The organism is Rhodosalinus sediminis, assembly GCF_003385555.1.
Taxonomy (GTDB): Bacteria; Pseudomonadota; Alphaproteobacteria; order Rhodobacterales; family Rhodobacteraceae; genus Rhodosalinus; species Rhodosalinus sediminis.
On the sequence record NZ_QOHR01000018.1, the window covers coordinates 1 to 12,772 of the forward strand.

At 71.8% G+C, this 12,772-nt stretch carries 9 protein-coding genes and 1 tRNA gene; 5 read left to right on the top strand and 5 right to left on the bottom strand.

What is annotated here, in order from left to right:
* Positions 1–876 (top strand): divergent polysaccharide deacetylase family protein (locus DRV84_RS11565; RefSeq protein WP_192881419.1); only part of this gene is annotated, 876 nt, incomplete at its 5' end.
* A gap of 494 nt (positions 877–1,370) precedes the next feature.
* On the opposite strand, the gene trpE is transcribed toward DRV84_RS11565, so the two are convergent.
* The 5 genes from trpE to fabI all read right to left on the bottom strand — a co-directional run bounded on the left by trpE (position 1,371) and on the right by fabI (position 7,351).
* On the bottom strand, positions 1,371–2,876 hold the full coding sequence (gene trpE, locus DRV84_RS11570; RefSeq protein WP_115980818.1) for an anthranilate synthase component I: 1,506 nt from the start codon (positions 2,874–2,876) through the stop codon (positions 1,371–1,373).
* Between the two features lie 4 nt (positions 2,877–2,880).
* Positions 2,881–4,725, bottom strand: a complete 1,845-nt coding sequence (locus DRV84_RS11575) for a peptidylprolyl isomerase (RefSeq protein ID WP_115980821.1) — start codon at positions 4,723–4,725, stop codon at positions 2,881–2,883.
* Positions 4,726–4,755: 30 nt separating this feature from the next.
* On the bottom strand, positions 4,756–5,955 hold the full coding sequence (locus DRV84_RS11580) for an aminotransferase (protein ID WP_115980824.1): 1,200 nt from the start codon (positions 5,953–5,955) through the stop codon (positions 4,756–4,758).
* Between the two features lie 72 nt (positions 5,956–6,027).
* Entirely contained in the window at positions 6,028–6,531 is a 504-nt protein-coding gene (gene gpt, locus DRV84_RS11585) for a xanthine phosphoribosyltransferase (RefSeq protein ID WP_115980827.1), read from the bottom strand.
* A gap of 13 nt (positions 6,532–6,544) precedes the next feature.
* Positions 6,545–7,351, bottom strand: coding sequence for an enoyl-ACP reductase FabI (fabI, locus tag DRV84_RS11590; RefSeq protein ID WP_115980829.1), 807 nt, complete (start codon positions 7,349–7,351; stop codon positions 6,545–6,547).
* Positions 7,352–7,459: 108 nt separating this feature from the next.
* Between fabI and pdxH the strand changes: the two genes are divergently transcribed.
* From pdxH to DRV84_RS11610, 4 genes are all read left to right on the top strand, one after another.
* On the top strand, positions 7,460–8,065 hold the full coding sequence (gene pdxH / locus DRV84_RS11595; RefSeq protein WP_115980832.1) for a pyridoxamine 5'-phosphate oxidase: 606 nt from the start codon (positions 7,460–7,462) through the stop codon (positions 8,063–8,065).
* Between the two features lie 53 nt (positions 8,066–8,118).
* Positions 8,119–8,607 carry a DUF192 domain-containing protein gene (locus DRV84_RS11600; protein ID WP_115980835.1) on the top strand — a complete coding sequence of 163 codons (489 nt, stop codon included), beginning with the start codon at positions 8,119–8,121 and terminating at the stop codon, positions 8,605–8,607.
* A 40-nt stretch (positions 8,608–8,647) separates the two neighbouring features.
* A tRNA-Pro gene (locus DRV84_RS11605) sits at positions 8,648–8,724 on the top strand.
* Between the two features lie 362 nt (positions 8,725–9,086).
* Positions 9,087–12,734 carry a vitamin B12-dependent ribonucleotide reductase gene (locus tag DRV84_RS11610; RefSeq protein ID WP_115980838.1) on the top strand — a complete coding sequence of 1,216 codons (3,648 nt, stop codon included), beginning with the start codon at positions 9,087–9,089 and terminating at the stop codon, positions 12,732–12,734.
* Positions 12,735–12,772 lie beyond the last annotated feature (38 nt).

Consider the following 12,772-nt stretch of genomic DNA (forward strand, 5'->3'; position numbering starts at 1 on the left):
GCGGCGCCCCCCGCCCCGGCGGCCGATCCCGCGCCCGACGCGCCGGAGGCGCCCGCCGACGGCGGCACGCGGCAGGCCGACGTCCCCGGCCGCGGAGCCGGCGATCTCGCGCAGCTCGCGCCGGAGATCCCCACCGACCGTCTGCCGCGCGTCGGCACGGAGGCCGCCCAGTCCGGGCCGGAGGCGGAGGTGCCCGGCGCGCCGCTGCCGCCGATCCGGCGCTACGCCGCGGAGGCCGACCTGCCCGCGGGCGCGCCGCGGCTTGCGATCGTGCTCGTCGATGACGGGACGCTCACCTTCGGCGCCGAGGCGGTGGCGAGCCTCCCCGTCCCGGTGAGCGTGGCGATCGACCCCGCGCGCGAGGGCGCGGCGGCCGCGATGGCGGCCTACCGCACGCGCGGGGTCGAGGTGCTCGCCGCGCCGGATCTGCCCGACGGCGCCGCCCCGCGCGACGCGGAGATCGCGGCGGGCGCATGGTTCGCCACCCTGCCCGAGGCGGTCGCCGTGATCGAAGGGCGCGCGGGCGCCCTTCAACAGGACCGCGCGCTCGCCGAGCAGATCGCCGGCATCCTCGCCGACGAGGGGCGCGGGCTCGTCCTGCACCGTCAGGGCCTCGACACCGGGCTCGCGCTCGCCGCGCGGGCGGGCGTGCCCGCCGCGCCGCTCTTCCGCCGCTTCGGGGAGGCGGGCGAGACGGCGGCGATCCGCCGACAGCTCGAACGCGCCGTGCTCCGCGCGCGGAGCGAGGGCGCGGCGATCGTCGCCGGGCCGCTCCGGGCCGACGTGCTGCCCGTGCTGGTGAGCTGGGGGCTGGCCACGCGCGACGCGGGGATCGCGCTCGCGCCCGCCTCGGCGGTGCTGCTGGGCGAGGAGTAGGCCGGGCCGAGGGCCGCGCGCCGAGGCGGCGCGCCGGGGCCTCGCGGGATCGGGACGGCGCCGGTCCTGAAGCCTGCGGCGCGTGCGGGCGTCGGGCCTCGGCGGGAGTGACACGGTCGGATTGCCACAGGGGATGCGGCAGCTTGCACGCCGCGCGCGTGCGCCGGGCCTTTCGCGACAGCGACACGGGCCGATTGCCGCCCGGAGCGGGGCGGTATGCGCGGCGCTACGGCGGTGGTGGGGCATCTTTTCAGTCGTCAGCGGCGAAGGACCGGTCATCCGCGCGAAAGCGGGCGGCGCGCCTCTGCGGGCGCGACACAGCCCGATCGCCGCATGAGACGCGGAAGCACGCGCGGCTCTATGGCGTCTTTCAGGCGTCAGCGGGGGAGGACCGACCATCCGCGTCGCACGAACCGTGGAAGGGCGCCGGCCCCGGTTTCGTTTGCCGTCGCGCCGCGCTTTCCAGTCGTCGCGGCGCTCCGCCCCCGCCGTCCTCAGCCGTCGGTGTCGAAGCGCGCGGCCTCCTCGGCGGCGCGGCGGATCGCGCGGCTCTTGTTGACGGTCTCCTGCCACTCGGCCTCGGGGTCGGAATCGTGGACCACGCCGCCGCCGGCCTGAATGTAGAGCTTGCCGTCCTTCACCACCGCCGTGCGCAGCGCGATGCACATGTCCATGTCGCCGCCCGCGCTGAAATAGCCGACGCCGCCGGCATAGACGCCGCGCTTCTCGGGCTCGAGCTCGTCGATGATCTCCATCGCGCGCACCTTGGGCGCGCCCGAGACCGTCCCCGCGGGCAGCCCCGCGAGCAGCGCCGAGAGCGCGTCCTGCCCCTCGGCCAGCTCGCCCACCACGTTCGAGACGAGGTGCATGACGTGGCTGTAGCGCTCGACGGTGTAGGTCTCGGTCGGGTGCACCGTGCCGATCTTGGCCACGCGGCCCACGTCGTTGCGCCCGAGGTCGAGAAGCATCAGGTGCTCGGCCCGCTCCTTCGGGTCGGCGCGCAGGTCCTCCTCCAGCGCGCGGTCCTCCTCCGGCGTGGCGCCGCGCGGCCGCGTGCCGGCGATCGGGCGGATCGTGACCTCCCGCCCGAAGACGCGGACAAGGATTTCCGGGCTCGCGCCGACCACGTGGAAGCCGCCCATGTCGAAATGGAACATGAAGGGCGAGGGGTTCGTGCGCCGGAGCGCGCGGTAGAGCGCGAAGGGCGGGCGCGGGAAATCCTGCGTCCAGCGCTGCGAGGGCACCACCTGAAAGACGTCGCCGGCGCGAATGTAGTCCTTCGCGCGGTCGACGGCGGCGAGGTAGTCGTCCTTCGCCACGTTCGAGACCGCCTCGCCGAGAGGCGCGGGCGCGCCGATCTCGCGCCCGGCGCCGGGCAGCGCGCGGTCGAGGTCGCGCACCGCGTCCATCACCCGCTCGGCCGCCTGCGCGTAGGCGGCGCGCGCAGGCACCCCCGCCTCGACCCAGGCGGGCGCGACGAGGGTCACCTCGCTTTTCGCGGCGTCGAGCACGGCGACGAGCGAGGGCCGCGTCAGCAGCGCGTCGGGCAGACCGACCGGGTCCGGGTTCGGCGCGCCGAGGTTTTCCACGAGGCGGATCATGTCGTAGCCGAGATAGCCGAAGAGCCCGGCCGCCGCGGGCGGCATGTCCGCGGGCATCTCGATCCGGCTTTCGGCGGTCAGCGCGCGCAGCGAGTCGAGCGCGGGCCGGTCGTCGGGCGCGAAGCTCTCCGGGTCGAACCGCGCGGTGCGGTTGATCTCGGCCCGCCCGTCGCGGCAGCGCCAGACGAGATCGGGCTTCATGCCGATGATCGAGTAGCGCCCGCGCTGCTCGCCCCCGGTCACCGATTCCAGAAGGAAGCTCAGCGGCTGCGGCCCGGCGAGCTTGAGCATCAGCGAGACGGGCGTGTCGAGGTCCGCGGCGAGGCGGGTCCAGACGAGCTGGTTCTCGCCCGCCTCGTAGCGGGCGGCGAAGCTGTCGAAATCCGGGGTCAGCGTCATCGGCTCACTGGAAGTTCGCGTGCACGGCGTTGATCGCCGCCTGATCGAGCGTGACGCCCGCGCGGGACTGCACGTCGCGGACATAGGCCTCGAGCAGATCGTCGGCGAGGCCGGCGGCGCCCTGCTGCGCGATCTGCGCGCGCAGGTCGGCGATGTCCTCGGCCTGCGGGTCGGGCGCGGCGACCGCGTCGAGGCGCAGGATCGCGACCGACGCGCCGTCCGCCACGATGCGCACATCGCCGCGCTCCATCTCGAAGACGGTCTCGAGCGCGGCGCGCGACAGACCTTCCACGAAGCCGTCGCGGGTCACCCCCTCCACCTCGGTGGCGTCCTCGAGACCGGCGCCGGCGAAGCTGCGCCCGGCGCGCAGGCCGGTGGCGATCTCCTCGGCCTGATCGGTGAGGCGCGCGCGGGTCTCGCGCTCCTCCCAGAGAAGGGTGGCGCGGCCCGCAACCTCCTCGAAGGGGGCCGGGGCGGGGGGCACGACCTCGTCGAGGCGGAGCGCGAAGACCCCGCCGTCGAGCGCCTCGATCTCGGGGAAATCGTCGAGGGTGACGGCGCGCGCGGCCTCGCGGAAGGCCTCGTAGGCGGCGATGCCCTCGGACATGCCGGAATGCCAGTCGATCTCGCCGAGCCGCATATCGGTCTCGTCGGCGAGTTCCTCGAGCGTGGCGCCGCCGGCGAGCAGGTCGTCGAAGCTCTCGGCCTGATTGGCGATGACGCGGCGCGCGCGGTCGGCGGCCAGCTCGTCGCGCAGCTCCGGCTCGGCCTCCTCGAAGGTGGTCTCCTGCGCGACGAGGCGGCCGTTCACGCGGTAGAGCGCCGGCCCGAGGGAGGAGGGCAGGGGCCCGACGACCGCGCCCGTCCCGGCGGCGAAGACGGGATCGGCCGCCTCGCCCAGATCGCGGCGCGTCGCGTCGCCGAGATCGACGTCGGACAGCGACAGGTCGCGCGCCTCGACCTCCGCCTCGAAGCTGCTCTCGCCGGCCTCGATCGCCTGACGCGCCGCGCGCGCGGCGGCCTCGTCCGGGTAGGCGAGGCGCTCGACGAGGCGGCGTTCCGGCTGGCGATACTGCGCCGCGCGGTCCTCGTAGAGATCGCGCAGCGCGGCCTCGTCCACCTCCACCTCGTCGATGATCATCTCGGGCGTGAGCCAGGTGTAGGTGATGCGCTTCGTCTCGGGGCGCATGAAGCGGTCGGTGTTTTCCTCGTAGAAGGCGCGGAGCTCCGCGTCGGAGGGCGCGGGCACCGGCGTCTCGAGCGCCTCCGGCCCGAGCCGCGCCCAGGTGAAGCTCCGCCGCTCGCCCACGAACTCGGTCAGCGTCTCGACGTAGGGCTCGGGCGCCGGTGTCGCCGCGCGCACCGCGCCCTGCAGGATGCCGCGCGTGGTCTCGGCGCGCAGGTCGGCCTCGAACTCCGCCTCCGTGAGCCCCGCGTTCTCGAGCGCGAAGCGATAGGCCTCCCGGTCGAGCTCGCCGTCGGGGCCCTGAAACGCGGAAATCTCGGCCAGTTGCCGCGCCACGACGGCGTCGCCCACCGAGATGCCGAGGCGCGCGGCCTCGTCGTCGAGCGCGGCCTGCAGGATCAGCCGGGCCAGCACCCGCTGATCGACGCCCGCCTCGCGCGCCTCCTGAAAGGTGACGGCCGCGCCCCGCTGCCGGGTGAGCGCGTTGAGCTCGTTCTGCAGCGCGCGGGCGTAATCCTCGGCGGCGATGTCCTGATCGCCGACCTGCCCGACGGTGCGCACGGTCCCCGTGAGATTGGTCGCCCCGAAGCCCGCGAGGCCCACGATCAGCAGGCCGAGCAGGATCCAGACGAAGATTCGCGATGTGCCGCTGCGCGCCGCCATGCCGCCTCCCGCCGATGCCTGCGCGCGTTCCTAGCCGCGCGCCCCCGTCTCGGCAAGCGGATAGGCGAGCCGGGCGAGGCGCGCGTAGAGCTCCGCGATGCCGGCGCGGTCCACGTTGGCGAAGGCGATGCGCAGGTGGCGCGCGCCGTTTGGGTCGCCGTCCGGCACGAACATGGTGCCGGGCAGCGCGAGCACGCCGATCTCGGAGATCATGCGCCGCGCGAGCGTGTCGGAGGGCAGATCGAAGGGATGCTCCAGATAGGCGAAATAGGCGCCCACGCCCTTCAGCCGCCAGCCGGCCTCGGCGAGGCCGCCCGCGCCCGCCTCGATCGCCGCGCGGCGGTCGAGGATCTCGGCCCGCTCGCCCGAAAGCCATTGTGAGAGGGTCCGCAGCCCGAAGAGCGCCGCGTGCTGGCCGAGCTGCGGCGGGCAGATCGCCACCGTGTCGAGGAATTTCTCCGCCTCGGCGAGCGTCGCGGCGTCCGCGATCATCGCGCCCGTGCGGTGGCCCGTCAGCCGGTAGGCCTTGGAGAAGGAATAGAGAAGGACGAGGTGGCGCGGCCAGTCGGCATCGGCGAAGAGATCGTGCGGCGCGCCGGGCCGCGCGTCGAAGTCGCGATACGTCTCGTCGAGGATCAGCGTCAGCCCGCGCGCCTGCGCGAGCCGGTGAAAGGCGCGCACCACCTCCGCCGGATACTCGACGCCGCCGGGATTGTTCGGCGTCACCAGAACGATCGCCCGGGTGCGGGGCGTGATCAGCGCCGCGGCGCGCTCGGGATCGGGCAGAAGGTCGTCGCCGCAGGGCAGGGGCACGGTGCGCACCCCCGCCATGTCGAGCCACATCTTGTGATTGAAATACCAGGGGGTCGGCAGGATCACCTCGTCGCCCTCGGTGGTGAGCGCGGCGATCGCGGCGCAGAACGCCTGATTGCAGCCGGCGGTGACGGCGACCTGATCGGCGCCGATGGTGCCGCCGTAGGCCGCGGACCACTGCGCGGCGATCACCGCGCGGAGCTCCGGCAGCCCGAGGACGGGGCCGTAGAGATGCACCTCGGGCACCTCCGCGACGAGGCGGGCCATCTCGGCGCGCAGCGGCTCGGGCGGGGGATCGACCGGCGCGGCCTGGCTGACGTTCAGAAGCGGCAGGCCCTCGGGCGGCGTCGCGGCGTCGCGCCAGCGCCGCGCCTCCATCACCGGCGGGCGGAAGGTGGCGGCGGCGCGCGACGTCATGCGCCGCTCATCGCGCCCGTCCGGGCGCGCTTCGCGAGAAGGGACCGCAGGGACCGCCGAGCGCGCCGCATCTCACTCGGTGCCGCGGTAGGGTTCGACATACTGCAGCGCCATGTCCCACGGGAAGAAGATCCAGGTGTCCTGGCTCACCTCGGTGATGAAGGTCTCCACCTGCTCGCGGCCCATGGGCTTGGCGTAGACGGTGGCGACATGCGCCTTCGGCATCGTCGCGCGCACGACTTCGAGCGTGCGGCCCGTGTCCACCAGATCGTCGATGATCAGGACGCCGGTGCCGTCGCCCACGAGGTCCATGTTGGGCGCCTTGATGATCTGCGGCTCGGCGCGCGTCTGGAAGTTGTAGCTCTTGACGCTGATCGTATCGACCGTGCGGATGTCGAGCTCGCGCGAGACGATCATCGCCGGCGCCATGCCGCCGCGGGTGATCGCCACCACCATGCGCCAGCCGCCGTCGTCCGGCCCGTGGCCGTCGAGCCGCCAGGCGAGCGCGCGCGCGTCGCGGTGCAGCTGATCCCAGCTGACGTGAAAGCCCTTCTCGTGCGGCAGGCGGTCGGTCATGGCGCTCCCCCGGTCAGCTCTTGGTGATGTCCGGCGCGTCCACCGCCTTCATGCCGACGACGTGGTAGCCGGCGTCGACGTGATGCGTCTCGCCCGTGACGCCGGAGGCGAGATCGGAGATCAGGTAGAGCGCGGAATTGCCCACGTCGTCGATGGTCACGTTGCGCCGGAGCGGCGAGTTGTACTCGTTCCACTTCATGATGTAGCGGAAATCGCCGATGCCCGAGGCCGCGAGCGTCTTGATCGGCCCGGCGCTGATCGCGTTGACGCGGATGCCGTCCTTGCCGAGATCCTCGGCGAGATAGCGCACCGAGGCCTCGAGCGCGGCCTTGGCCACGCCCATGACGTTGTAATGCGGCATCACGCGCTCGGCGCCGTAATAGGTGAGCGTCACGCAGGAGCCGCCCGGCCCCATGAGCTTTTCCGCGCGCTGCACGGCGGCGGTGAAGGAATAGACGGAGATGTCCATCGACATGGCGAAATTGCCGCGCGAGGTGTCGACGTAGCGCCCGCGCAGTTCGCCCTTGTCGGAAAAGCCGATGGCGTGGACGAGGAAATCGAGCCGGCCCCAGCGCTCGCGGAGCTCGGCGAAGAGCCGGTCGAGGGACTCCTCGTCCGCGACGTCGCACTCCACGAGGAAATCGCTGCCGAGCTGCGCCGCGAGCGGCCCGACGCGCTTTTTCAGCGCGTCGCCCTGATAGGAAAAGGCGAGCTCCGCGCCCGCCTCGGCGCAGGCGCGTGCGACACCCCAGGCGATGGACTTTTCGTTCGCCAGCCCCATGATCAGCCCGCGCTTGCCGGCGAGTAGGGTGTTTGACATGGGGGATCTCCGAGCGATGTCCGCGATGCGCGCTCCTTTAGACAATCGGCCGAGAGGCATCAAGAGCGGCCGGCCTGCCCGGCCGGCGCGCCCGGGAAAGGATGACAGATGACAGACCGCAGCGGCATCTTCGCCGGCGACGACCCCTTCACCATCGCGCGCGCGTGGCTCGCGGAGGCGGAGAAGAGCGAGCCCAACGATCCGAACGCCATCGCGCTCTCCACCGTGGACGCGGACGGCCTGCCGAACGCGCGCATGGTGCTTCTGAAGGAGGTCGAGGCGGAGGCCTTCGTCTTCTATACCAACTACGAGAGCGCCAAGGCGCGCGAGATCGAGAGCGCCGGCAAGGCGGCCTTCGTGATGCACTGGAAGTCCCTGCGCCGCCAGATCCGCGTGCGCGGCCTGACCGAGCGCGAGGACGGGCCGGCCGCGGACGCCTATTTCGCCTCCCGCTCGCTCAAGAGCCGGCTTGGCGCCTGGGCCTCGCGGCAGTCGCGCCCGCTCGAGAGCCGCGCGGCGCTCATGGCAGAGGTGGCGCGCGTGACGGCGCGCTACGGCAACACCCCGCCGCGCCCGCCGTTCTGGGGCGGCATCCGCATCCGGCCCGTCGAGATCGAGTTCTGGGCCGACGGCGCCTTTCGCCTGCACGACCGTTTCGTCTGGCGCCGCACCGCGCCGGGGGAGGTGTGGGAGATCACGCGGCTGAACCCGTGACTCTTGCCGGGCCAGGGCCAACGCGGCAGGGTGATCCGGGAGGGAGACACCACATGTCGCACAGCCTCCGCAGATCGGCCCGGACCGCCGCGGCGCTCGCCGCGCTGGCGCTCGCGCCCGTGGCGGCCGTCGCCGAGCCGGCCTGCCGCGACGACACCGTCTGGCTGCGCGGCGACTGGGGCGAGGCGCGCTTTCGCGTGGAGGTCGCCGACACGCCCGAGGCGCGCGCGCAGGGGCTCATGTTCGTCGATGAGATGCCGCGCTCGGAGGGCATGCTCTTCGTCTACGAGCGCCCGCAGCGGGTCTCCTTCTGGATGAAGAACACGCTGATTCCCCTCGACATGATCTTCGCGGACCGCGCGGGCGTCGTGCGCCGCGTCCACGCCGAGGCGGTGCCCGGCGACACCACGCCGATCCCGGGCGGCGACGGCATCTTCGTCGTGCTCGAGATCAACGGCGGGCTGGCGGAGCGCTTCGGCATCGCGCCGGGGACCGAGCTGCGCCACCCGTCGCTCGGCGAGGAAGCCGCCTGGCCCTGCTGAGGCTTCCCAAGCGCGGGCACTGGATGTAGAGGGGGCGCGTCGGGGCGTAGCGCAGCCTGGTAGCGCGTCTGTTTTGGGTACAGAAGGTCGTGAGTTCGAATCTCGCCGCCCCGACCACCACCCCGCCGCGCAGGCCCCGCACCGGGCGCTGACGGCGCGCGGCATCGATAGCCCTCATGATAAAATGCGGCCCCGGCGTATCTTTTGCGCAGGCGCGCGCCGAGTCGTCCGAGGCGGCCCCTGCGCCGAGCGCACCGGTCAAGCGGAAAAACCGCGCCGATCCGCAAAATTCGCGTTGACGATATCGGGCTCCCTACGTCAGATTGTGGGGGCAGCGTCGATGGCCACCACATATAGAGCGACCAGCGCGCTGCCGCAGGACACACGCCGACCCCTGAGCCCGTGACCGGGCGCCCTTGGCCGCGCGCCGGGGCAGATGAGTGTCGGCCGACGAAACCAGAAGGCGGGGACACCGAGAGATGCGGATCGAGAGAAAATTCACCGAGGCAGGCAAGGACGCCTACGCGGGCATCGAGTTCGTCACCACGAGCTCCGAGATCCGCAACCCCGACGGCACGGTGGTCTTCCGCCTCGAGGAGGTCGAGGTCCCCGCGCGCTGGAGCCAGGTCGCCTCCGACGTCATCGCGCAGAAGTACTTCCGCAAGGCCGGCGTGCCCAACAAGCTCGCCCGCGTAGCGGAAGAGGGCGTGCCGGAATTCCTGTGGCGCGCCGCGCCGGCCGAGGACAACGACGGCTTCGGCGGCGAGACGAGCGCGCGGCAGGTCTTCGACCGCATGGCCGGCGCCTGGACCTACTGGGGCTGGAAGGGCGGCTATTTCTCCACCGAGGAGGACGCGCGCGCCTACTTCGACGAGATGCGCCACATGCTCGCCACGCAGCGCGCCGCGCCGAACTCGCCGCAGTGGTTCAACACGGGCCTGCACTGGGCCTACGGCATCGACGGCCCGAGCCAGGGCCACTACTACGTCGACTACCAGAGCTGCGAGCTGACCAAGGCGACCTCGGCCTACGAGCACCCGCAGCCGCACGCCTGCTTCATCCAGTCGGTGCAGGACGACCTCGTGAACGAGGGCGGCATCATGGACCTCTGGGTGCGCGAGGCGCGCCTCTTCAAGTACGGCTCGGGCACCGGCACCAACTTCAGCCACCTGCGCGGCGAGGGCGAGAGCCTCTCGGGCGGGGGCAAGTCCTCGGGCCTGATGGGGTTCCTCAAGATCGGAGACCGCGCCGCCGGCGCGATCAAGTCGGGCGGCACCACGCGCCGCGCGGCCAAGATGGTGATCGCCGACGTGGATCACCCCGACATCGAGGAATTCATCAACTGGAAGGTGGTCGAGGAGCAGAAGGTAGCGAGCCTCGTCGCCGGCTCCAAGGCGCACGAGGCGCGGCTCAACGACATCTTCGCCGCCATCGGCGCCTGGGGCGGCGCGGCCGAGGACGCGGCCGACCCGGCGAAGAACCCGCAGCTCAAGACGGCGCTGCGCGCCGCCAAGCGCGACCGCATCCCCGAGACCTACACCAAGCGGGTGCTCGACTACGCAAAGCAGGGCTTCACCTCGATCGAGTTCCCGACCTACGACACCGACTGGGACAGCGAGGCCTACGCCTCCGTCTCGGGGCAGAACTCCAACAACTCGGTGCGCGTGACCGACGCCTTCCTGCAGGCGGTGCGCGATGACGCCGACTGGGAGCTCTACCGCCGCACCGACGGCTCGGTGGCCCGGACCATCAAGGCGCGCGATCTATGGGAGCAGATCGGCCACGCCGCCTGGGCCTGCGCCGATCCGGGCATCCAGTTCCACGACACCGTGAACGCCTGGCACACCTGCCCCGAGGACGGCCCGATCCGCGGCTCGAACCCGTGTTCGGAGTACATGTTCCTCGACGACACGGCCTGCAACCTCGCCTCGCTCAACCTGCTGACCTTCCTCGAGAACGGGGAGTTTCAGGCCGAGGACTACATGCACGCCACCCGCCTCTGGACGCTCACGCTCGAGATCAGCGTGCTGATGGCGCAGTTCCCCTCGAAGGAGATCGCGCAGCTCTCCTACGAGTTCCGGACGCTTGGCCTCGGCTACGCAAACATCGGCGGGCTGCTGATGAACCTCGGCTACGGCTACGATTCGGAAGAGGGCCGCGCGCTCTGCGGCGCGCTGACGGCGATCATGACCGGCGTGGCCTACGCCACCTCGGCCGAGATCGCGGGCGAACTCGGCCCCTTCGCCGGCTACGAGCGCAACCGCGAGCACATGCTGCGCGTGATCCGCAACCACCGCAACGCCGCGCACGGCAACGGGCACGGCTACGAGGGCCTCGACGTGGCGCCGGTGCCGCTCGACCACGCCAACTGCCCCGACGCGCGGCTCGTCGAGCTCGCAGAGGCGAGCTGGGACGAGGCGCTGCGCCTCGGCGAGGTGAACGGCTACCGCAACGCGCAGGCCACCGTGATCGCGCCCACGGGCACGATCGGCCTCGTCATGGACTGCGACACCACCGGGATCGAGCCCGACTTCGCGCTGGTGAAGTTCAAGAAGCTCGCCGGCGGCGGCTACTTCAAGATCATCAACCAGAGCGTCCCGGCCGCGCTCGAGAAACTCGGCTACGCCGGCCCGCAGATCGACGAGATGGTGAAATACGCCGTCGGCCACGGCTCCATCGCCGAGGCGCCGGCGATCAACCCGGCGACGCTGCGCGACAAGGGCTTCGACGAGGCGGCGCTCGGCCGGGTCGAGGCCGCGCTCGGGCAGGCCTTCGACATCCGCTTCGTGTTCAACCAGTGGACGCTGGGCGAGACCTTCTGCCGCGAGACGCTCGGCATCCCGGCGGCGAAGCTCGTCGATCCGACCTTCGACCTGCTGCGTCACCTGGGCTTCACCAAGGCCGAGATCGAGGCGGCGAACGACCACGTCTGCGGGACCATGACGCTCGAGGGCGCGCCGCACCTGAAGGAAGAGCACTACCCGGTCTTCGACTGCGCCAACCCCTGCGGCAAGAAGGGCAAGCGCTATCTCTCGGTCGAGAGCCACATCAAGATGATGGCGGCGGCGCAGAGCTTCATCTCGGGCGCGATCTCCAAGACGATCAACATGCCCAACGACGCCACCATCGCGGACTGCCAGAGCGCCTACGAACTCTCGTGGTCGCTCGGCTGCAAGGCCAACGCGCTCTACCGCGACGGCTCCAAGCTGAGCCAGCCGCTGGCCTCCGCGCTCGTCGAGGACGACGAGGAGGCGGCCGAGACGCTGGAGACCGGCAGCCAGCAGGAGAAAGCGCAGGTGCTGGCCGAGAAGGTCGTCGAGAAGGTGGTCATCAAGGAGGTCGCCCGCGCGGCGCGCTCCAAGCTGCCGGAACGCCGCCGGGGCTACACGCAGAAGGCCATCGTCGGCGGGCACAAGGTCTACCTGCGCACGGGCGAGTACGAGGACGGCAAGCTCGGCGAGATCTTCATCGACATGCACAAGGAAGGCGCCGGCTTCCGCGCGATGATGAACAACTTCGCCATCGCGGTCTCGGTCGGGCTGCAGTACGGCGTGCCGCTGGAGGAGTTCGTGGACGCCTTCACATTCACCCGCTTCGAACCCGCGGGCATGGTGCAGGGCAACGACTCGATCAAGAACGCCACCTCGATCCTCGACTACATCTTCCGCGAGCTGGCGGTGAGCTACCTCGACCGGACCGACCTCGCCCACGTCAAGCCCGACGGCATGACCTTCGACGAGCTCGGCCGCGGCGAGGAGGAGGGCAAGCGCAACTTCGACGAGGTGCCCGACACGGCCGCTTCCTCGCCCTTCGACGTGCTGCGCAAGGTGGCCTCCACGGGCTACACCCGGGGCCGCGTGCCGCAGGAACTCGTGGTGCTGCAGGGCGGCGGCGAAACGGCCTTCGCCGGCTTCTCCGAACCCGCCGCCGCCCTCGAGGCGATGGTCGCGGAGAAGGTCGAGACCGTGGAGACGACCGAGCGCGCCGCCGCGCCCGACCTGCGCACCCGCGCCCGCATGCAGGGCTACGAGGGCGACCCGTGCAGCGAGTGCGGCAACTACACCCTCGTGCGCAACGGCACCTGCATGAAGTGCAACACCTGCGGCGCGACGAGCGGCTGCAGCTGACGAGACCAGAGGGCGGGCCGCGCGTCGGCCCGCCCCCC